The organism is Vulcanisaeta distributa DSM 14429, from assembly GCF_000148385.1.
Classification (GTDB): domain Archaea; phylum Thermoproteota; class Thermoprotei; order Thermoproteales; family Thermocladiaceae; genus Vulcanisaeta; species Vulcanisaeta distributa.
In genome coordinates this window covers 1,076,126-1,097,360 of sequence record NC_014537.1, presented here as the reverse complement: position 1 = coordinate 1,097,360, position 21,235 = coordinate 1,076,126, and the positions used below count along the sequence as shown (strand labels likewise).

Genomic DNA, 21,235 nt, shown 5'->3' with positions numbered 1-21,235 from the left:
CTACTAGTTTTTAGTAATGCCGTACGGGTCTTCTCGCTTCTACTCTAATGTGGTTCAGAGCTTTAGGAACGGTGACTATGATGCAGGGTTAAGGACCTTGGCTGGCTATAGGGTTTATAGGACTACGTCAGCCTCCTTTAGGAAGATCTACAACATGATTATACCGGTCCTGGATAAGATAATATCCTCAAGTGATGCCGATTTGAGGAATTACTCAAGGGCCTTATTTAGACTGAACGTGGTTATTGAGTATCAGAAGAACCGAAGCGTCATTGATGAAGACTTGGCTAATGGGATTAAGCAGGCGCTTGACGATATAAGGAATGCTAAGGATCCGCAGCAGGCCAGGAAGCTTGCCGAAACCCTCAGGGATTCGCTCGACGCATTCCTAGCGTACGTCATTTACGGTATCAAGAGGGGTGAGGAGGAGTGGCTGTGAGGCAGTACCTCTCACCGCAGTTGAGGCTGGTCGGCATCTTCGAGTTAAAGTTTAAACTGATTAACAAGACAGGCTTCCTGATTAGGAGCCTTAAGGCTAGGGAGGTGATGGGCGCGGCTGATGTTGAGCCAGTGTCAATATATAAACAGTATTATTATAAAGATTGCAAGAATTATAAAGATTGCCAGATCAAGGTCCCCTACATACCGGGCAGTTCCCTTAAGGGTAGGGCGAGGTCACTGCTTGAGCTTGCCCTGGGCCTTAGCTTAAGTACCACGGATGGTAAGATATATTACCACATGAGGGTTGGTGAGGGTAATAAGATAATTCACGATGACCCATACTGCCCCGTTGATAACGTGTTCGGTAGCATGTCCGTTCAACCGATGTATTACCAGCCCAGTGAGGAGGGTGAGAATCCATACACATGGCTTGTTGAGAAGTGCTGGGCACCGACCAGGGCTATATTCAGGGACATGTACCCATCGGAGGATTACATCAGTGACCTATGCAGGGAGAAGGGCGGCTGCGGGAATATAACCTTCGAGGACTTCCTCGAGGAGAAGAGCGAGAATAGGATCGATAGGGTTACCAGCGCCGCCGACCCGAGGACTATACTTAGGGTTAAGCCTGATGTTGAGTTTGAGGGGTCTATATCATTCCTGGTATTTGACCTCGACGTGTGTAGGCGTAGAGAGTGTGATGAGCATAGTAAGTTGAAAGACCTTATCAAGGATTACCCAGCCCGCTTCTACCTACAGTCACTGGTCGAGGCCCTGATGCTGGTTGAGGAGACTTACATAGGTGGGTCAGGCAGCAGGGGTTATGGAAGCATCAAGTTTAAGGATATTGAACTATATTTCCACAACCTGGCAATGAACGAGCCTGCACCGAGTAAAATAGACACGTTTGATGAATTGACTAAGCTCAGGGATTTCATAGGTAGGATAGAGGTGTTTGACGCCATTAAGAGGAGCATCTGCGGTGCGACGTGATGAGGATCAACTATGCGGTGGTTAGGTTTGAGGAGCCGTTCAGGGTTGGTAGGACTGGCCTGATGGACACCCTCGACTACGTCCCATCGGATACCGTATACTCGGCCCTGGAGAATCTAAGACACCTAGGCATTAGCCACGGCATCGATAGGGCATCGTCAATGTACCCAATGGCCTTTGAAGTGGATGGAGAGGCTGCGTTAACCGTGCCCATGCCCATGGATTTGAAGATTCAGCTACTCTCGTCAATAGCCAGTAAGTACGCGGACGACCCCGGTAGGGCCCACGCCGTCCTGAAGCGGGTTAAGAAGCTGAAGTATCTACCACTCGATTGCCTAAATGCACCCAGCGTGGAGCCCCTCCTTGATGACGACCTTAAGGTTAGGTGCGGGGGGCGTGAATTCACGTACAGGAGCAGCTATGGGAGTAGTGTAAGTATTCAGAGGAATGTTGTTGGTAGAGTGTTGAGCAATGCCGATACCTACAGGGTGGCCGCCTTCCAACCCCACGTCAATTACGTACTCTACTTCACGACTAGGGATGGGGCATCCCTGGATGAGGCCAGGCGGGCCCTTGAGCTACTGGGTAAGGTTGGTGTCGGTGGGGAGAGGAGTATTGGGCTTGGGCACTTCACCGTGGTTAAAGTCGATGCTATCGACAGTCTAAGGGACTCCGGCAGCCACGCGCTGCTGCTCGGCACTGCTCTACCGCGTAGCCGGGAGGTTTACGGCTGCGTGAACACTATGGTTAGGGGTTGGGTGTGCAGCAGCCCATTCTACGTCATGGGCCCAGTCTCCGTAATCACCGACGGTTCAGTGGTTGGTGCCGAGTATCTGGATTTTGAAACGTTGAATGGACCCAACTGCGTTAAGAGGCTTGACCCACTGTGGTTGTGGTATGAGGCTCGTTATCAATGTTAAGACGCCTACCTTCGTGCTGAGTGGAGGTAGGTTAAGCATAGGTTTAGACGCCGTGGCCAGCGGCGGTAGGCTTTACGTAATTGACTTAACTAAACTACCCATCGAGCAGCTGGTTAACGTTAAGTCGATGGACTATGGGCAGTTGTTAAACGCCCTAATGAACACCATGTCGAAGGCGCCTGAGAGGTACTCCGTGAGGAGCTACGCAATAGTAACCAACTGTGGGGGTGTTGAGGTTCTTGACCATAGCCCTGAGGGGATACCGCCAAGTGAGGTTAAGGGCCTGATCAGGACCGCCTACCTGTATTGGCTATTGGCTAGAGATGCCCAGCTTAGGGAAAGCTTCACCAGGGCCGTTTCAGAGAAGCTGGCTGAGAGGCCTAGGTTAAACATGGTCTCCCCTGAGGCTGAGGATGACGTATTGACGGTGGTTATGGAGAGGATTCACGGTGAGGAGAGGCTCAAGGCGCCATACCGCCTATTCAAGGACCTGGCGGTTAGGCAGTTAACTAAACCTAGGCCGGATGACTACGGAGTCTACTGCATCCATGATAGGGAGGATAAGTATAGGGTTATGGCGATTGGCCTAAGGCCCGGCGTTAGGCTTGAGTACGAGGTGGCTATAAGGCATCCCCCCGTTACCGAGGATGTTAAGGCTAGGTTACTGAACTACGACGATATAGTCAATGCTATTAAGGAGTTTAGCCGCGAGGTCTCATCCTTCGAGGGGAGGAGGGGCCTTAAGGTACCTGAATGTGGGGGTGGTGTACCAGTGAGGGTTGGGTTTGGCGCGAGCAGGAGGTGGAAGACCGTGATTAACCTACTTGAGAAGTATAGCCCAGACCTAGTCTCCAGAATCACGGACTATGTAAGTAGCAGGCTCAATAGGCCATGGGGAGACGCCACGGTTAGGCTGGCCGGTAATGAACCGATCGGGTGGGTTTGCATCGAGGTGAGGCAGGGTGAGTAGGGAGGCGGTAATAGCCACGGCCCTCTACGTAATGGGTAGAGTTAGGCGTAGGGTACATGGAGGCTCAGACGTCGATAACGCCATCCACTACCTTAACAAGCTTAAGGACCCGTTAACCGGCCTGGGCATTAATGTAGGTAACGTTGAGCGGCTCATCAGGGAAGGCTCCGTGATGCGCTACATCAGCTACGCCGTGGGTAAGAGTATAGAGCCGGGTCAGGAGTGTCAAGGCGATGCGGGGGTCGTGATAGACTTCATAGGGGGTGGCGCATTAACCATCGGGCCGGCCTCAATGCTGGACGTGGTTAAAGATGGTGTTAAGGCTAGGGGGAGTTACCGAGACGTCGTTAATGAACTGGACAGGGGTATTGATGCCCTAGCCGCCCTGCATGTGGACTACCAGCAGTTTATGGAAACCCTACTGGCTACGATGAAGCTGACCCTACTCTATGTCCCATACTCTAACTGTGAGGGTGGTAGCCGCTACTCAGCCTACTCAACCGCCCACGCGGCCATGGCCTACGCCTCCACTGAGGCTACTGGCGGCAACTATAAGCTCCTGGGTATCGATGTCGTGGGTATACAGGACGTGATTGGTAGGATTCAGAGGACTAAGCAGGCAATGAGGCAGTTAAAGGGTAGGTCCATCCTCATAAATCTTATTCAACAGGCCGCGGCCGTTAGGATAATTAACGACGTTAACAATGCCCTTAAGGCTGACGTACTCAGCCCAGTGAACATACTGGTGAACACGGGTGGCGAGGTCATAATGCTGATACCGGGTGTTGAGGATGGGGTCCTGAGTGAGGTTGTAAGTGGCGTGGAGTCTGATGTGGTTAACGAGTTTGAAGGTAGGCTAGGCTTAGCCATAGCCTACACGAGGGTGCATGGCGTTGATGAAGGGTTCCGCGGGGCTGTTGATGAATTGGAGAGGGAGCTCACCAGGCGGAGGTACGGTAGGTACAGGAGGGTTGTCATTAACGGGGTGGGGCTGTGCGACATGTGCGGCATGGCGTCTGAGAATTTAACCAGCGTGAAGATGCCCGACGGCACCACGTTAACAATGTGCCACCTCTGCTGCATGGCCCACAAGATAGGTACCGTGAGTAGGAGGCTTGGATTCATAGCGAGGTTGAGGACCAGTAGCTACAGTAGGGGCGGCTGCGTGGTCGCCAGGCTGCTTGGCGTGGACTACGCCATATGCCCCGATGGGGTTAACCCCGCCTTCAGTAGCGAGTACGTCCACTACCACCTTAATGAATTCGGGATTGAGCCTAAAAGCGACGTGGCGCACTCGGTCATTTTCCTAAACACGCTAATGCCCACCGAGCCTACGACAGGTGAGGTTATGGACCTTGAGGAGATTAAAATGGGTGGCATGGCCATAACTGTTAAGGCTGACGCAAACTCAATGGGTAGGATTAAGGCCAGCGCCTCGAGGGACGCGGCCACGTATATACTATTCACGAACCTGTTAATGACCATGTTCGACGCGTACGGTGCCTACCTACTCAACAGTAACCAGTCTAGGTACGGCGGCAGCGTATTCCTCATATACAGTGGGGGTGATGATGTGGTGGTGGTTGGCGACCACATGGCCCTGGACTACATGGCGCGGCTAATCATGAGGGCCAATGAATTCTCTATAAACGTCGCCGCCGGCGCGCTGATTCACGACGTCTATCAACCAATCTACCTCGTGTGGCTAGATACTGAGAATAGGCTAGAGGAGGCTAAGAGGAAGAATAGGAACGCGTCGCTAATGTATGTAATCAACATCGGCGGGGCCCCGGTAATGCTGGAACCGAGTGATGTATTAAACATCGTCGATTACGTATCGAGGAAGCATGACTATGCGGAGCTTGAGGAGACCCGCGAGAGGGGTGTATCCATGCTTTACAGATTAAATAGCCACCTCGTCAAAATCTACGACGCACTCTATAAAGTAGCGGTGCTGAAAGAGGAAAAGAAGAATTCAGGGACGGCACCCAGTAATGCTGATTGCCTAAGCGCTAAAAGGAGTCTTCTCCGAGCCTTAATCGAGTACACCTACTACTTTAATAGAAATAGGGACACAGTCTCGCAGGTAATCAATGAGCTGGGGCGTGAATTAACGCCGGAAAACCTGGCGAATATGCTGAAGAGCGTCGAGTGTGGCAATGAGGGCCGTGCAGGGCAGTACCTAAGGGTATTGGGGAGGGCGATAGCCAGCATAAACATATACGTGCTCAAGACTAGATCAGAGGGTGGGGCCGGTTGGTAACACCCTATACTCAATGGGTAACCTATGCCTAAACCTAGCCAGGTCGAGGAGAGTCAAGTCACCGTAGAAGTCGCAGACGCCTAAACTACACTTAATCCTCCTGGCGAGGGGAATTAGGTGGGTTAAAGTTGAGAGGTTAGGCAACTTAAACCTAGCATGCCCCTGCCCACCAAGCCAAACCAGTAGTCTAACACCCAGGTCCCTACTAATGATAAACCTACCGACACCGGCTATATGAAGCATAGGCAAGGTGCCGCACTCATTAAAGGCGCTAATGAATGCGTAGGCGAAATCCCCAAACTCCACGGGCCTAAAGGCAAAGTGCTCGGTGGCCAAGGAACCACCGCACCTACTTGGCAAGACGAGGTAATACACGTGGGAAGGACCGGAGGATAAACTTAACACTTACCTCAGACCCGACAATACCGATCCCGTCAAGATACACCATTGAAACCCTCATACCACGCCCTTCAACTGAATACACGCCGCCCTAATTAAGGTGTAAGGAGGGGCAATCATTGCTTTGCTCGTTGGAGGTAAAAATTAAGTATGGGTTTATGTGCCTATTGCTATGAGGTTAATTATTGGTGTGGGCGCGCCTTCGTACACCACCGAATCGGCCTTATCAGCCGTGTTTAGGGCGTATGAATTATTGGGGCCAGACGTTGAGGTCACCATCGTCCACTCAGGATTCAGAAGGGCAGAACGCACAGCCGAATTCATCGAAAAACTACTCAATGAGAGAGGCGTTAGGTCTGTTAGGCTGTTATTTAGGGGCTGTGAGGATCTCAATGGGGTGATTAACGGCGATGCGGTGGTTATACCATCTTCAGCGTCTGTTAGGATGGCAATATGCATGACAAGGCTCGCAACACAGAAGGGAGTCCCCATAATGCATATCATGTTCCCATTCGGCCCCTGGACAAACCTATTCTACCCATTAGTACCCAGGTGGCTACAGTGGGTTCAGTTGTTCGGTAATGTGAAGGTAAATAATAAGCCTCCTAATGAGGCGCTAAAAACGTTGATTGAGAATTGCGATAAATTCGTCGATACATTTAGAGGTGATGCCCTTAACATAAATATATTAAACTCGAACCTAAAGAGGGAGGTCGCCCGAATCTCCTGCCTAATAAATACCTTAGTTTCAACACCTCACGTATACGCGGACGGCAACGTGAAGCCCAATAGTTTAAGGCTGGAACTAAGTAAAGGTGAATTAAGGCTATTAATTGATGATACCCTCGTTGAAAGCATTAGGTTAAGGACTAACCCAACCTATAGTCGTGATGTGAGCAGCGACGAAACTGTGGACGTAGATAGGGTAAGGAAACTCATTGAGGCAATATTTAACTGCGCAAGTGATAGGGATTATGATGATGTAGATCAGTTAATTGACTTCTTTGGTTTTAGAGTTATGGATCTTGAGGATGGGGACTACGTAATCGATACAAACATGGTATACCATGGTATACATAACCTGCCGGTCAAGGTGGAGATACCGTACTGCGTCCAGGTGGAGGTACTCCACGCAGCGACCCAGAAGAAGCGTGACTGTGGACCCGTACTTGCAAAGGCCGTGGAGCTTGCCTTCGAGCAATTGAGGCTGAATGCCGCGTACGTGCCAACGGCACCTTACGAGTGCGATGTAGTATTACCAACCACGGATAGGGTAGCGTTAAGTGGTAAGAAGTTATTGACCATGGATAGGAGGGCGCATGAGCTATGGCAGAGGTATGGACTGAATTCCGAATTAATAACCAAGGACAGACTCAAAGTACCAGAGCCAAAGAGCCCAGAGCTGTATCACGCAATAATCCAGCTATACGCATTCACGAAAATACTGAACCAACAAATAAATCCGGCATAGCCTCCTCAAGGCTCGGCATCCCAAATACTTAAAACGAGAGAGCAGTGCATACTCATAGTATGCCCCTTAGAATCGCGGTATTATCCACCGTGGGCACAAGCCTCCTTGGAAACCTCGAGAGAAACATCGACAAACTAACCCTGAGGTCTAGGGAGGTCTTCGGAAATAGGGCTAAACCACCCAGTAGGTTACCCGTTGATGATGAGCTGCAGAGGTCGTTCGAGGAGTGGTCTGCCAAGGGTGGTGAGGTCCTCGAGGACGCGGTTAAGGCATTGAGCAAGGACCCGGCTGGCTTCAGTGCAGAGCTTAATTCCATAATTGCCTTTATCAAGTCGTTACCCGCAAGACACGTTATCAGCGAGTTGAGACTTCAGTTCTACCCAACGGACACGGGGACCTCCAGGTTCTGCGCAAGGGCCATAACGGAGTACTTAAGGAGGTTTCAGGAAGACTTCAGGGGCTTGATAGGCATACCTGCGTATTCCGCACTAATCATTGATGAGCCAATTGTCCTAAAGGGCTTCGGTAGGGGCGTTGAGTGGTTTAGGGAGGGGCTTACGGACTTGATGGATAGGTTCGTGAGCAACATAGTGAGGTTGAGGAGGGATGGTTATAAGGTCGTTGTGAACCCAACGGGTGGTTTCAAGCCCGAGTCAGCGTACCTAACGGTTGTTGCCATACTCGCTGGGGCTTGGAGGGTGGTCTATGCCCACGAGACGTTTAGGGAGGTCGTGGAACTACCAATACTACCAATAACCCTGGACAGCAAGTATGTAAAGGCATTGAGCGGGAGACCGACACTGGATGAGCTTAGGTCAGTCGGTCTAGACCCTGAGGACCTTAGGGAGAGTGGTGTGATAGACATTAGGAATGGTGAGGTAGAGGTTAGAGAGTGGTTCAGGAGGTTGGTTGGGCTTATCGGGTGACTTAGTGATGGGCGGCGTGAAGAGGGTTTACATAGCGACGTGGGGGAACCCGCTGGAGTGGAGAGCCGTTTCCTACAAATGCACTGATGAGGACTTATGTGGTTCAAGGGAGAGGGAGTGTAGGGATACGTATTCCTCAATCAAGTGCATGAGTAATGCTGATATTTACGTAATCTACGTGCTCGATAGCGTAATAACCGCATCGGCAGGACAGCAAAATCCAAAGGCTGTCGAGTGCGCCAGGAAATACTCACTATGCGCTAATAATGAATGCAGTAAGTTGGCTCCGCCAAGCAGGGTAGGCGATTTAAGTGGGTGGCGCGATTTAGTGAAGGGCTACATTGAGTGTATCGTCAGGGAATTACTGGGTGATACTCGTAATGTAAGGGTTGTGGTGACATCACTCAGGGGTCGATTAGGTGATTGGGAGTTCGCGGGTGGGAATAGCCCAGATTTAATAGCCAGTGAGTTGCTCGTTGGGCTTTGGAATAGTATTAAGGACTTAATTACGGATGATGAGCGTTTATACTTATTCCTAGACGTTACCCACGGCATAAACTTCATGCCAACGCTCACGTATCAAATGACCAGGTACATAGCCACACTAGCCCTGATAAAGGGCGCGGGTGAGGTTTTCATAAGGGTGTACAATGCGCTGCCAGGTAGTTTTGAGGTGATCAAGTTAATCTACGAAAATATGAGGCAACTGGTATTACCTCAGGAGGTAACTGATGAAGTCGTTAAGGCACTGTCCTACGGAGCATTGGCAGTAATACCAAAGGTACTAAGTAGGAACGGTGCATGCCGTGAGAATCACATTAATTTTCAGGTAGACGCCGAGATAAATCATGGGGAGAGGAAGGTCAAGTACGAACATAAAGGCGATATAAAGCCATACAACGTGTATTCAAAACTTATTGAGGAGGTGCTGTGTGGGGATAACGTGTTCAGACAGGCAGTGGGTAGAGGAGGTGTGATAAAACTCAGGGACTTAATGAATCATAGATTGATTGATAAACTTAGTGATGTTGCCAGGGTCGTAATTCAGGATGAATTGAACGACATGTACAATGCGATTTCTAAGGCTGTGAACCTGGGCTTGAGGGTTTATGACAATTATTACTCAGACATCATACTACCCATGTGTCATGAGGGCTTCCCCCGCCAATGTAAATGCGTGGGTAAGGAGGATATGAGGAACTTCATTGCCCATGCTGGGTTACTAAAGAACTGCACAAAGATTGTGAAATGCGATGATGACTACTGCATAGCAATAGATGATGAAGTACTAAAATGCCTAAAATAACGCAAAGAATCATCAGCTATCCCATCAATACTTATATCATAATGCAACATGACGGAACTCAACAACAAACAACTCCCTCTCCAATACTCCACTTAAACCTCAGAGAAGCCAACCATAGCATACAAATGTGAAATTAACCATTCAATTCCCATATTAAAGCCCTAAAAACACCCATGAGTACACCCAGGGAATGACACTCTCGAATTCTCCTTATTAATATTCAATGAAATCTTCATAGCGTGAGGTGATGGTAAAAGACTGACCTTCACTTCACGACAAAGACCTTTCAATACTCTATTGAAATCTTCACTTAGTGAGCCGTCTATCGTGGTGTCCCTACTACCGATCCTAATCTTTCAATATTCTATTGAAATCTTCCTCGGGCAGTTCCCTCGCGATGACCGACTCCATGCCCGGGAAGTCTTTCAATATTCTATTGAAATCTTCTCGAGGAGTACATTGCGTGCCCAAGCCCAATCGGGTCCCCCTTTCAATATCCTATTGAAATCTTCCCACGATGTCCATTAAAATCGAGATAAGGCGTTCAGCGCTGAACTCAACTTTCAATATTCTATTGAAATCTTAAAGACCATGGTGTGGAGTGGCTTAACGACCCCGCTCAGTGGCGTCACCTTTCAATATTCTATTGAAATCTTCGAGGAGGTGATAGCGCCAATGGTGCCTGGCGACTATGGCGAAATCCACTTTCAATATTCTATTGAAATCTTCCGTTGCTTAGGGTGATGTTCCCCAACGCCAGCGGTAAGGAGTTGAGGACTTTCAATATTCTATTGAAATCTTCCTCTGTACTCAGCAGGGTGGTGGCGTGCAGATAAACATACAGTCTTTCAATATTCTATTGAAATCTTCTCTCATACAGCTACTTGCCAACCGGCGTGGCACTGCTTCTTAGGAAGACTTTCAATATTCTATTGAAATCTTCTGGTACGTTACTTATTAGGTTTTTTATAAGTTTTACCCATACCCTCCTCCTGATTTTCTCTGGAATATTAATCCTCATGAACGTTTACGGCATACCTTTGTTCCCACGATGCTCACGAAATAGGTATTACCTGTTTCCACGGCATTATTCAATTACTCAACAACATGGTTGTTCCGGCGGCACTTTATATGTAGTTTATGTGGAGTTGCCTTTCCCGCACCCTCATGGGCCTTGTTATTGAGGTGGCCACACCTCTTACTGCTCCTCAACCGGTGGTTCCTGCGCCTCGTGTTGTTTTTGTGCTTGGTTTGTTGTTATTCTTATTACTCCGAATCCCATGCTCCTTCCCGTACCCACGTTAATCAACTCCGCATAATTCAGCAAGTGCCACAACTGCTGAATCCTTGACTGCCTCTTGCTCCTCACCTCGAACTCCACAGACCCGATGAAGCCCAGTTCAGGCCTACCCGCATGCCTCGTGGCGACAACCCTACCCCTCAAATCCCTCATGTACACGTAGTTATAAGCCCACCTGAGTAGGTATGGCCAGGACCTCAAGCCCTCACCAACCCCAACAACGCTTGAGTAGTGGTTCACCGTGGTGAACAGTATATTCACGATGCTCGGGCAGAAGTCAAACCTAACTTTACGCCTCCTACCCATGGTACTCCTCTTGGCAAACCTAACGGGGCTCAGGAACTCAATCCTAAACCTATCACCACCAACCCTCCAAAGATCATCAACCCTAAAAACCTCGACACCGAGGACCTCAAGCGACGCATCAACACTGCCAATCCTAACGCCCCTAACGCCCTCAAGCCCATTGAGGAGCTTAAGGCCCAGGGACTCCCCAACAACCGTAACCCTAAACCTCAACTCCTCACCAGGCGGCGCCACGTAAACACCCCTAAACAAAACCCTACCACCACGCATGAACGGCGTCACCGAGACAGGCTTAGGACCCCTCCTCGCATGAACCTCATCACCGAGGCCAGGCTCGATAGTGTTTAATACATTGAGGAGTATGGACATGGTCACCGAGCCAGTAAACCCACTGAGCACAATGGGTGATGAAGACCTAACACCAAAATTAAACACGAAGATCAGGGACACAAACCACCACAGCATCTAAGGATTTATACCCCTAACGCAACAAAACCCACACACCAAACCATAGAAGACCCACCACACCCAAACAACGCCCTAACCACCAAAACCCTCATCCCCAATATTCTATTAAAATCTTCAGTATTGCAACAAAATAGCTGAGCAGACATTAATCAATGGGTCCACACTTTTAATATTCTATTGAAATCTTCGCACGCACTAATACTCACGTCATTAAGCCCGCACGACCTATTCTTTCAATATTCTATTGAAATCTTCTGGTGTTTCGCGGTTCATAACACTGGAGGAAGGTTTTGCAACGGCTTTCAATATTCTATTGAAATCTTCAACTCCATCATTATCCCCCCAAACAGGTTCACGTCTCATTACTTTCAATATTCTATTGAAATCTTCTACGAAATCGAGAGCATCGAAAGAGACGGAAACCTAATATCAATGATAATCTTTCAATATTCTATTGAAATCTTCTCTCAAATAGCAGGATTCGGAAGATTATGGCATTTCGATAATGAACTTTCAATATTCTATTGAAATCTTCCAATACAAGCGAGGCGATTAAATTACTCAGGGAGTTAGGTGCACTCAACATCTTTCAATATTCTATTGAAATCTTCCGGTGCATTGGTTTGTTTTGGTCTTTTTTAAGTTTTTCTTCTTGGTGTTTTTGGTGCCGTTGGAACGTCTTTCTGCTCTTAATTGCTGTGGTTCGTGTTTGTTCTTGTGGTGTTTAAGTGGAATTGAATTGTTGTTCCCACGGAATTTCTACTCCTAAAAGCCGAGCCTGTTCTAATGGTGTTTTATGCATTGTAAAACGGTGAGTGTGCACGAAACCATACACACAGTGCAATTTTAAATCACGCACAACCCCATGAAGCATGCACCCCAAACCACGCATGTTACCGTGCATGCCATGTTTTTATTAATGCATTATGTGACTGTTTTTTACTCCCTAGCTCATTGTCTTTCTCGTGCTTGGTAGGTTGCTTGATAGGGTTAAGGTTTTTGGTGTTGGGGATTTGCCTGTGGAGCTTCGTGGTTGGTCTCAGGAGGTTAGGGAGGTTAGCCTTGAGTACCTGCCCACGGTGTCCGAGGCCTTCAGTCCCTGCCCAACCCATAGGGATGTGTATGTGAGAAGGGTGCTTAGGCTCCAGCCTAGGATTAATGATTCGCTGAGTATTGGTAGGGCGCTTCATGAGTTATTCCTGACACCCCTTAGGCTAGTCAATAGGGTTGGTGCCGGCGATGTTATTGAGGAATTGAGCAATTTAAAGGCACAGTTGCTGAGTGACTTAACGAAGGACCTTGTGGATTTCGGCAAGGTTGTCTTTGAGGCGTCCTCGAGGATACTAATGGACCTGGTCTACGACGGCTACCCAATCCCTATCGCCGTGGAGCCGAGTCTCGAGGGTACGGTGATCGGCTTCTCAGACGTAATAAAGCCCGACCTGGTCATTGGGTCCCTGCCTGTGGAGGTGGTTGTTTCGGAGAATCCCGATTACCTGGCTAGGAAGGAACTGGCGTTGGCGGATGTCGTGAAGGAGTTGAGGCTTATCATAACCAACGAAAGGATGCCCAAAGGGGTGGGTGATGCTCGTAAATGCGGTTACTGCGCCTTCCGACGGCTCTGCAAGCCAGCATAGAGCCTCGCCAATATCTTGCCGGGGCTTGTTTCAGATTCTCTTTAGAGATTTCACAGGCTGGGCACGTTAGAGAGAAGCACCTGCGCCTTAAACCATCTGAGCCGGTCACAAGCCCCTTATCCTCAAGCTCATATAATTGCCTCCTAACCGTCGATGAGTCCTTACCGAGCCTCTCAGCCACCTCATCAACCCTGACACATCCACCCGAGCCCTCAACCTCATGAAGCGCCCTAAGCACGTTGATCAAACCCTCACTCAATTCCACCACGTTAAAAACGCGTAGTGTTTCTGTCAGGTCTAGGTAATCGACCAGGTTCTCCGAAACCACGAATAACCTAACCTCCTTATTAATCGCCATCCTGAGCATGGCCGTTACCAAGGGAGAGACCGCGGAGAAAGCCCTAACACCGCCGGTAATCGCAATCACCACTGACTCGTAGTCATTGACGTACTTCATAATTGCATCGAACACACTAATCACTAAGTTAGTCGGGTCGCTGGTATTAATGTGCTCAGGTATCACTCTCAACTCCCCAATCCTCCTCAGAAAATCGCCCAGGTCCCTTAAGCCTTCTCAGACCTCGCCCTCTCATCCTCACCCGACTGCTCGGGTATCAACGCTAAAACAGCATCACCACCACCAATACCCACCCTAACCAGGAACCTCACCACATAATCCACCTGAAAACCCAGTGGAATCACGTAGAGTTTAGGCACGGTATAATGCGCATTAACAGTTAAAATGCATTGTATCATACACGCAACACGTGGGGTTACGGCTCACGAAGCACGAAACTCACTAGGCATTTTTCTTGCATGATCACGTGAACACAGCGCCGTGATTTTAAGGGATAGTACGTTTTGAGTAATACGGACCCTCTATTGGGTTGTTGCCCTTAATGAATTGATTAAGCACGGGCAATGCTTATTTTAATCTCTCCATATGCATGGGTATTAATGATGGATGTTAAGGACATTAAACAGGCGATTAGGGAGAGGATTTGGAAGCTGCTTGAGGAGAGAGACGTGGCGCTATTCCCAAGACCTGTCTATGGCAGGATACCCAACTTCGTAGGTGCGGATAGGGCCTGCGAGTTGGTTGTCACCCTTCCTGAGTTCATTAAGGCCCGTGTGGTGAAGATAAACCCGGACAGCCCTCAGCGTAGGTGTAGGGAATTAACGCTGATAAACGGAAAACTCCTAATAACGCCGACGCCAAGGATCAGGGAGGGCTTCCTAATGCTTGATCCACGTAAGATACCGAGGCAGTATTACGGTGAGGCATCTACAATAAGGGGAATGTTCAGGTGGGGCGTTCCGATCAAGCCCTGGGACATGCCCAGGATAGACCTCGTAATAATAGGCTCCGTAGCAGTTAACCCAAACAATGGACGTAGACTAGGTAAATCGCATGGCTACGCAGAGATTGAGTGGGGAATCGCGAGCACATTGGGTAAGGTTAGTGAGGATACGCCAGTAATAACCACGGTCCACGAATTACAGCTAGTAAGTGATGAAATACCCAGGGAGCCTTTCGACTTGCCCGTGGACGTGATAGTCACCCCAAGCAGGGTGATTAGGGTCAATAGGGTTGACCCAAAGCCACGCGGTATTTACTGGGAATTCGTCACAAACGAGATGCTCAGTGAAATACCACTACTCAATGAGTTAAAGGCTCGACTCAATAGTGCAGGACAGTGAGGAAATAAAGCCGGTACGTACCTCCCGAGTGAAATTGCGGTGCCCTCATGGGCCACTTACCTGCTTAATCAACGTCTCATACATCCCACCCAATAACTCGTAAAATTTATCGATCCTCTCAGCCAACCCATTTATACGACCATTTAACTCACCGTACATTGCATCTATCCTGGCGTTTATGGAATCAATCCTAGCACTTAATGAGTTACTACGTGACTCAGCCTTACCATCTACCTCATCGATCCTCCTCATCAACTCGTTAACCTTCTCATCAATTTTCCTATCTAGTATGGTGAATTTCTCATCTATTTTCTTGTCAAGCTCTGCAAACTTATCATCAATCTTCTTATCGAGCAGGGCTATCTTCTCATCATACGCATTAAACCTCCCATTAATCTCATTCTCAAGCGCATCAACCCCTTTTATTGAACGCTTCAAATAATGTATCAACCTTCCTATTCAAGTCATCAATCCTCCTGTTGGTCTCCCTAAACATGCCAAGCATTAATACGACTAAGTCCTCAGTAGTTAACTTCTTGCCACTCTCCACCTTCTTCATCACGGCATCCAATGCCTTGTCAATGACCGGGCCAACCACGGACTCCATTAATTAATCAATAAATTACCCCCACAGGTATAAAGGCGTTTATCTCGGCATTAGTTAATGTCGTATTATCGTGATAAGGTTAATCGATCAATTCCTAATAAAACATACCCAACAACGCACCTAACCTGGCGCATTGTGGTATTGCTTTAATACCTGCCAGTCAGGAATAACCTGTATGATATTGAATAACCTGGTAAGCCTGCCTGAACTCTACAGCTACGCCTTAATAACGTACATAGCCGTTGCAGGCGTGTTGTGGCTATTGCATAGGTTTGGTAGGGATGATCTATTGCTCCCTGTGGCTGCCATGAACTACATGCTCCTCCTCACGATTAGTCAATACACGGCATCGAAGATTGGCGCGTTCGTGGGTCCTATGGTAATACCCATGGGTGTATTCACGTATAGCGCCAGCGTTGCAATGCTCGACTTCCTAACGCTTAGGTATGGTAGGAGGGTTGGTTATTGGGTTGTTAGGATTGCCGCCTACTTACAGGCACTCGTGTTCATCATAAACTGGCTGGTCATTGCATACCCACCCGCACCCTTCTGGCAGGGGTTACAGGGCGCCTTCGCGAGTATCATGGGTACATCGGCGAGGATTGCCATTGCCTCAATAACGGCGTTCCTAATCTCCGAGACCTACGACGTATTCCTCGTGAGTAGGTTAAGGGGTGGCGTACTTAGGAGGGTTGGTTACTCAGACCCGGTGGCAATGACCATAGACACCCTGGTCTTCATACCAACCGCCTTCTACGGCATCGTACCAAACATCTGGCTACTGATGGCTTCACAATTAACGGTCAAACTAAGCCTAGTGCCAATGACCATGCTCGCCGTGTGGATAAACAGGAGAGCACTGCAGTACGGACTAGCCACACAGCCAACCCCAGCGGGCAGGTAAGTGACCAGTGCACGAATATCTTCTCTTTAATCTTTAATACGCACTACTTTCCAGGTATTTCGTGAAATTACGCAATAAGTAGCTAAGTAAAGCTATTAATCATCTTTGCGAGCCCTCATCACAAACTCAGCACTCGAGATCCAAATCACCACAATAAGTACGCCAGGGCAAGTATTTAAGGTTTGACCATGAAAACAACATGACTAACGACTAAGCCCGATAGACTCAATAAACTAAGGAAAGTGAAAGAGATAAAACGAGACTAAGCCCACCGAGAAATTCACCACGCTGGATCTCATAAGGGTCCAGCAAGTGATGCATTCTAAGTATGAAAGACCCAGGGCTTAAGCTTAGAAAACAATCAAAGAACAATACTCAAACAGGCACACCGCTAGCACCAGGGCCACACAGGCATCAACCAACAACAGACCAGAGAGTACATCGCCCATGCATAGGAATGATAAGGACACATTAATAGGCATGATGAAATCAATCAAAAACATAAGAGAGTAAGTATACTAACGGAAAAATAACCGAGACCATACCCAAATACCGGGTTAGGACAACATTACAAGGCAAAAAACTTAAATTTCCGACGAAGAACTAAAACCAGCCCCGGTAGCTCAGCCTGGGAGAGCGACCGGCTGAAGACCGGTAGGTCCCGGTCGTACGCTCACGTGAGTGAGCGTACGGGGAAAGTTCAAGTCCCGGCCGGGGCACCAATCAATGAAAATAAATTATTTAATTATCATTCTTGCTTGTCTGTCTCATTATTTTTCTTCATTATTAAGGAGTTCTAGGTGGTCCTATAATAATTACTTATTACTATGCTGTATATTAACTCGTTATCTAATTCTACGTCATTCTATTAGCTTGTTTAATCAAGTTATTCTTTAATTTTCTCTATTTTATTTCAATTGATTACTAATGCTTTTTCATCACTAAACTGAATGTAACTTATTAGTCAGGGTGAGAAATAGGCTTATGGATGTATTATGGCTCTTAAAGGTTTGAAGATCTGTTGGGTAAGAAAATGAAGGGCGTAAGAAAACTACAGTGCGGTGGGGAGATTAATGATCCTAAGATCATTAATGAAACTTTGAGGTTAATTAACGAACTCCTTATGAGGATCAAGAGACTAAAAACGCATTATTAAACAATTCAGTTACACCCTTTGATTATATCATTAACATCCTAAGTAATTGGCTATCAGTATACGAAGAAAGCTAATGGAGCTACAGGTAAGGGTGTTAAGGACTGTGGTTCTTTAGGGGGATAAAGCGGGCAAACTCAAAATAACCTAACCCTTTAAAGCTGATGGTATTGGGAATCTCCTGGTCCTTAGGGTTATCGTGAGCCACCTATCGTATGTGTTTTCGTGGAATGAATACTCACCGCCCTCCCTACCGAAGCCTGATGCCTTGATTCCACCAAAAGGTACATGGCTCTCCTCGAGGAAGGTCACATCATTTATGTGGAACATTCCGGACTCCACGTTTTCGGCAATGTACATGGCCCTGTTAATATCCCTAGTTATGACCGCACCGCTTAAGCCGTAGTCTGTACTATTAGCAATCTCAATTGCCTCCTCATCATTATCCACAACCACCACCGGCCTGATGGGGCCGAAAACCTCCTCCTTCATAACCCTCATGTTCAGGTCCACGTTTATTAATATCGTTGGTGTGAAGTAGTTTCCATTAACCTCACCACCAGTTAATACCTTAGCCCCCTTATCAAGTGCATCTTTTAGAAAGCCCCGCATTGTCTCAACCTGGTTTCTATTAATCAATGGGCCCTGGTCAACGTTCTTATCAACCCTCGGGTCACCTATCCTAAGCATCTTCGTATACTCAACAAACCTCTGTATGAACTTATCGGCTATCCCCCTATGCACGATTATCCTCTTAGCCGATGTACATATCTGACCCTGATGGAAGAACGCAGCAAATACAGCCAGCCTAGCAGCGTAGTCAGGATCGGCGTCGTCCAATATTATTAATGGGTCACTACCACCGAGTTCGAGGGTAACAGTCTTTAGAGCGCCACCTGCCTTTGACGCGATCTCCTTGCCAGTGGCCGACTCGCCTGTGAAGGTTATGTGCGTGGCCTTCTTATTTACGACAATCTCATCACCAACAACACCACCGGGCCCAAAGACCACGTTAAGAACACCCTTGGGTAAACCAGCCTTATGCGCAAGTTGAGCTATTAAGTAACCTGTTATGGGCGTGTCGCTGGCGGGTTTGTAGACAACCGTGTTCCCCGAGGCCAGGGCATGGGCAATCTTCTTCATGGATATGGATAGGGGGTAATTCCACGGGGTTATTACACCAACAACACCCTTTGGTTTCTTAAATACCATGGACACCGTGGCCTCGCTATCAGAGTTTAGGGTCTTACCCTCGATGTGCCTAGCCATTTCAGCGGCGTTTAAGATCAACCTTTCAGTAAATACAACCTCACCCCAAGCCTTCTTATAAATACCCCCACCCTCCTCAATCAACACCCTAATGAACTCGTCCTCCATTTTAACGAACTCCTCATGAATCCTGTAGAGGTATTCAGCCCTCTTAATTGCCGTTAACCTTGACCAGCTCCTCAAAGCATCATAGGCGGCGTCGATGGCTGCCTTAGCATCATCTCTACCGCTGACGGGAACCTCAGCCAGTGGTGAATCATCAATAGGGCTTCTCTTAACCCTAAACTCCCCAGCGGAAGGAGGCGTGAATTCACCATTTATGTAATTCAAAATCTTCTCAACCATAGACTTACCCCAAATAGAACTACTAATTAATACTATTAATAAAGTTTAAGCCTAAGAACATTATATATAAACATCATCAACACTAAAGGAAAAAGGAAACAACAAAATAAAAGTAAAACTATTATCAACCCGCTCGACTCATTTTTTCTGAACACTCGAAGTTAAGAAAGTCCTGTGAAATAGGAGATTTAATTGTTATGGGTTCAAGGATAAAATGGTTATTGGTGGTTTTGGTTGTTGCTGTCGTTGTTCTTTTCTTGGTCTTTGCTTTCCGCGTGGTTAGTAGGTTGGGGGTGAGGTCGTTGGTCAGGTGGGTCAGGCAAGCCTTAGTACCGTAAACGAGCTAGCACCAATGGGCATTAACGTGACTATCTACGTTGTTGGGCCGGCAACACTCATTCAGGGATTAATCAACGCAGGCATAAACCAATCACTAATCAAACCAACAACCACAAACCAAATAACAAACACACCAAACAACAGTATTGGGCGAACATAGATTGGGAGATAGGTGTCATGACGACGTCTTTAGGCGTGCTGGTGAGCCCGAATAATGTGGGTTTCTGGTTTTCGGGAACACGGATAAATGCGCCGAGTGGGTCGTGGGTTAATGGAGTAAACATTAATGCACCATTCTGCAGTTCAGTATCCTTAAGTGCGCCAGGTTGATCGGCAAGGGTGGTGACATTAAAGGCAATTAAATAAGTGGTAATAATTGAATATTGAATATTCATACCACGTTAATTTCATAGGGAGTTACTAAGTATGTTGCCTCGGCATTGTTCTTACCATTAATCGAAACCCATCATACGACACGGTTAACTACTTTTCTGGCTTTTCGCCATTGAGATTAATTCATTAAATGCGGTTGTGTTAAAGTAATTTAACGTATAATTCATTAATTGCCTATCCGCCACACTGATTACCTTGGCCATTTCATTTCCATTTATTAACGTTATTGACGTGTCATGGATTACCTGTGTCGTTGCTATGCCGTTTGGTAGTAGGCAAATTATTTCTGTGGTATTCTCAAGTGTCGTATAGTTTGCCTTGGGTAATAATTCATTTATCATTATTGTCTTAGTCATGGTAGTTACATTGTAGCAGTAAGTGGTCTCTCCATGCCAACTTGATTCATTTATATACTTAATATGAATAACTTCTGCGTAACTTTCATTGTATTGGTTTAGGTATCCTGACCCATAACTCATATTTAACGCATAATTTCCTAAAAACTCATTAAATGGTAAGTACGTGAGTAATAAGGCGCTTGCGTTTGGTTTTACCTGGGTTAAGCAGTCGATAATGGCGCCGTTTCGTCCACTATACATTACTATATAATTTGCCATACACAATTCCTCGGGCGCACTTATCCAATAGGCAAATCCCTGAACGATTGGGGTAGTGTATAGTGGGTTTGTGATATTTACCACATTAATTATGCGTACAAATGCCCTACTTCCATTTATGAAGCCTATACTCATATAGTCAATTAAATGCTCATTAGTCTCATAACGCATATTGCTCCCTATCGTGACGTAAGTGGCATTTTCATAGTACATCGCAGTGAATGAACCGTTGATTAGTAATTCCCTGAGGTCATTAATGTAATTCATGGACGATGAGGATTGACCTCCTAATCTTGATACAGCAATTATTATGGCAATTATAAGCACAATAATCGCTAATACGGTTACCACGAATACCCTTCTCATCGCCAAAACACCTCACGCCGTTTTTAAAGCCTTATTACACAACGTATCACCACATGAATGCTAGGGTAATCATAAGTGGATTGATCATGGGTTCACCGGCTCTAGCCTAAAGTAATTAATTACTTCATTAAATCACGCATC

General features: G+C 47.2%; 22 protein-coding genes, 1 tRNA gene and 2 CRISPR repeat arrays. Of the genes, 15 read left to right on the top strand and 8 right to left on the bottom strand.

Annotated features, from left to right (window positions below):
- The first annotated feature begins 16 nt into the window (after positions 1-16).
- The 5 genes from VDIS_RS05680 to VDIS_RS05660 are packed head-to-tail and all read left to right on the top strand — an operon-like array spanning position 17 to position 5,587.
- Entirely contained in the window at positions 17-439 is a 423-nt protein-coding gene (locus VDIS_RS05680) for a type III-A CRISPR-associated protein Csm2 (RefSeq protein WP_013336266.1), read from the top strand.
- Entirely contained in the window at positions 430-1,434 is a 1,005-nt protein-coding gene (gene csm3 / locus VDIS_RS05675) for a type III-A CRISPR-associated RAMP protein Csm3 (protein WP_013336265.1), read from the top strand. The genes VDIS_RS05680 and csm3 overlap by 10 nt, the downstream gene beginning before the upstream one ends.
- Positions 1,434-2,354 (top strand): type III-A CRISPR-associated RAMP protein Csm4, encoded by a 921-nt coding sequence (csm4, locus tag VDIS_RS05670; protein WP_013336264.1) that lies wholly within the window; start codon positions 1,434-1,436, stop codon positions 2,352-2,354. Before csm3 ends, csm4 begins: the two co-directional genes overlap by 1 nt.
- Positions 2,332-3,324, top strand: a complete 993-nt coding sequence (locus VDIS_RS05665; RefSeq protein WP_013336263.1) for a CRISPR-associated RAMP Csm5 family protein — start codon at positions 2,332-2,334, stop codon at positions 3,322-3,324. The genes csm4 and VDIS_RS05665 overlap by 23 nt, the downstream gene beginning before the upstream one ends.
- Positions 3,317-5,587: an HD superfamily hydrolase gene (locus VDIS_RS05660; protein ID WP_013336262.1), complete on the top strand. Its 2,271-nt coding sequence runs from the start codon at positions 3,317-3,319 to the stop codon at positions 5,585-5,587. Before VDIS_RS05665 ends, VDIS_RS05660 begins: the two co-directional genes overlap by 8 nt.
- Here the strand turns inward: VDIS_RS05660 and VDIS_RS05655 are convergent.
- Entirely contained in the window at positions 5,564-5,962 is a 399-nt protein-coding gene (locus VDIS_RS05655) for a hypothetical protein (RefSeq protein WP_013336261.1), read from the bottom strand. The genes VDIS_RS05660 and VDIS_RS05655 overlap by 24 nt on opposite strands.
- A gap of 196 nt (positions 5,963-6,158) precedes the next feature.
- Here VDIS_RS05655 and VDIS_RS05650 point away from each other — a divergent pair, with 196 nt between their 5' ends.
- Genes VDIS_RS05650 through VDIS_RS05640 form a run of 3 tightly spaced genes read left to right on the top strand, consistent with a single transcriptional unit; the run spans position 6,159 to position 9,689 of the window.
- Positions 6,159-7,457, top strand: a complete 1,299-nt coding sequence (locus VDIS_RS05650) for a hypothetical protein (protein ID WP_013336260.1) — start codon at positions 6,159-6,161, stop codon at positions 7,455-7,457.
- 59 nt (positions 7,458-7,516) lie between these two features.
- Positions 7,517-8,383: a putative CRISPR-associated protein gene (locus tag VDIS_RS05645; RefSeq protein WP_013336259.1), complete on the top strand. Its 867-nt coding sequence runs from the start codon at positions 7,517-7,519 to the stop codon at positions 8,381-8,383.
- Between the two features lie 7 nt (positions 8,384-8,390).
- Complete coding sequence (locus tag VDIS_RS05640) at positions 8,391-9,689, top strand: CRISPR-associated DxTHG motif protein (RefSeq protein WP_013336258.1); 1,299 nt, start codon at positions 8,391-8,393, stop codon at positions 9,687-9,689.
- Positions 9,690-9,972: 283 nt separating this feature from the next.
- A CRISPR array of direct repeats spans positions 9,973-10,632; the repeat unit is 25 nt; unit sequence CTTTCAATATTCTATTGAAATCTTC.
- 255 nt (positions 10,633-10,887) lie between these two features.
- On the opposite strand, the gene cas6 is transcribed toward VDIS_RS05640, so the two are convergent.
- Positions 10,888-11,745 (bottom strand): CRISPR-associated endoribonuclease Cas6, encoded by an 858-nt coding sequence (gene cas6 / locus VDIS_RS05635; protein ID WP_245522578.1) that lies wholly within the window; start codon positions 11,743-11,745, stop codon positions 10,888-10,890.
- A gap of 108 nt (positions 11,746-11,853) precedes the next feature.
- A CRISPR array of direct repeats spans positions 11,854-12,374; the repeat unit is 25 nt; unit sequence CTTTCAATATTCTATTGAAATCTTC.
- A gap of 354 nt (positions 12,375-12,728) precedes the next feature.
- Here cas6 and cas4 point away from each other — a divergent pair.
- Positions 12,729-13,400 carry a CRISPR-associated protein Cas4 gene (cas4, locus tag VDIS_RS05630; RefSeq protein ID WP_013336256.1) on the top strand — a complete coding sequence of 224 codons (672 nt, stop codon included), beginning with the start codon at positions 12,729-12,731 and terminating at the stop codon, positions 13,398-13,400.
- On the opposite strand, the gene VDIS_RS12650 is transcribed toward cas4, so the two are convergent.
- The gene (locus tag VDIS_RS12650) at positions 13,312-13,872 is read right to left on the bottom strand and encodes a MarR family transcriptional regulator (RefSeq protein WP_148678254.1); all 561 of its coding nucleotides are present in this window, start codon (positions 13,870-13,872) and stop codon (positions 13,312-13,314) included. The genes cas4 and VDIS_RS12650 overlap by 89 nt on opposite strands.
- Positions 13,873-13,964: 92 nt before the next feature.
- Entirely contained in the window at positions 13,965-14,117 is a 153-nt protein-coding gene (locus VDIS_RS12645; protein ID WP_013336255.1) for a hypothetical protein, read from the bottom strand.
- Positions 14,118-14,360: 243 nt separating this feature from the next.
- Between VDIS_RS12645 and VDIS_RS05625 the strand changes: the two genes are divergently transcribed.
- A complete protein-coding gene (locus VDIS_RS05625; RefSeq protein ID WP_052885897.1) occupies positions 14,361-15,101 on the top strand; it encodes a 5-formyltetrahydrofolate cyclo-ligase in 741 nt (246 codons plus the stop codon).
- Positions 15,102-15,146: 45 nt separating this feature from the next.
- On the opposite strand, the gene VDIS_RS05620 is transcribed toward VDIS_RS05625, so the two are convergent.
- Both VDIS_RS05620 and VDIS_RS05615 read right to left on the bottom strand, forming a co-directional pair.
- Complete coding sequence (locus VDIS_RS05620; RefSeq protein WP_013336253.1) at positions 15,147-15,539, bottom strand: coiled-coil domain-containing protein; 393 nt, start codon at positions 15,537-15,539, stop codon at positions 15,147-15,149.
- A complete protein-coding gene (locus VDIS_RS05615; protein WP_013336252.1) occupies positions 15,514-15,708 on the bottom strand; it encodes a hypothetical protein in 195 nt (64 codons plus the stop codon). Before VDIS_RS05615 ends, VDIS_RS05620 begins: the two co-directional genes overlap by 26 nt.
- A gap of 175 nt (positions 15,709-15,883) precedes the next feature.
- Between VDIS_RS05615 and VDIS_RS05610 the strand changes: the two genes are divergently transcribed.
- Together VDIS_RS05610 and VDIS_RS12640 are read left to right on the top strand one after the other, a co-directional pair.
- A complete protein-coding gene (locus VDIS_RS05610) occupies positions 15,884-16,612 on the top strand; it encodes a queuosine precursor transporter (RefSeq protein ID WP_013336251.1) in 729 nt (242 codons plus the stop codon).
- A gap of 612 nt (positions 16,613-17,224) precedes the next feature.
- A tRNA-Phe gene (locus tag VDIS_RS12640) sits at positions 17,225-17,334 on the top strand.
- Positions 17,335-17,912: 578 nt separating this feature from the next.
- Here VDIS_RS12640 and VDIS_RS05605 read toward each other — a convergent pair.
- Positions 17,913-19,379 carry an aldehyde dehydrogenase family protein gene (locus VDIS_RS05605; RefSeq protein ID WP_013336249.1) on the bottom strand — a complete coding sequence of 489 codons (1,467 nt, stop codon included), beginning with the start codon at positions 19,377-19,379 and terminating at the stop codon, positions 17,913-17,915.
- Between the two features lie 197 nt (positions 19,380-19,576).
- On the opposite strand from VDIS_RS05605, the gene VDIS_RS12825 reads away from it, so the two are divergent.
- Genes VDIS_RS12825 through VDIS_RS12820 form a run of 3 tightly spaced genes read left to right on the top strand, consistent with a single transcriptional unit; the run spans position 19,577 to position 20,048 of the window.
- Entirely contained in the window at positions 19,577-19,717 is a 141-nt protein-coding gene (locus VDIS_RS12825) for a hypothetical protein (RefSeq protein WP_013336248.1), read from the top strand.
- Complete coding sequence (locus VDIS_RS12635; protein ID WP_148678252.1) at positions 19,690-19,878, top strand: hypothetical protein; 189 nt, start codon at positions 19,690-19,692, stop codon at positions 19,876-19,878. Before VDIS_RS12825 ends, VDIS_RS12635 begins: the two co-directional genes overlap by 28 nt.
- Before the next feature lie 17 nt (positions 19,879-19,895).
- A complete protein-coding gene (locus VDIS_RS12820; protein WP_171804844.1) occupies positions 19,896-20,048 on the top strand; it encodes a hypothetical protein in 153 nt (50 codons plus the stop codon).
- 149 nt (positions 20,049-20,197) lie between these two features.
- Here VDIS_RS12820 and VDIS_RS05595 read toward each other — a convergent pair whose 3' ends face one another.
- Positions 20,198-21,094: a hypothetical protein gene (locus VDIS_RS05595; RefSeq protein WP_013336247.1), complete on the bottom strand. Its 897-nt coding sequence runs from the start codon at positions 21,092-21,094 to the stop codon at positions 20,198-20,200.
- Between the last annotated feature and the right edge of the window lie 141 nt (positions 21,095-21,235).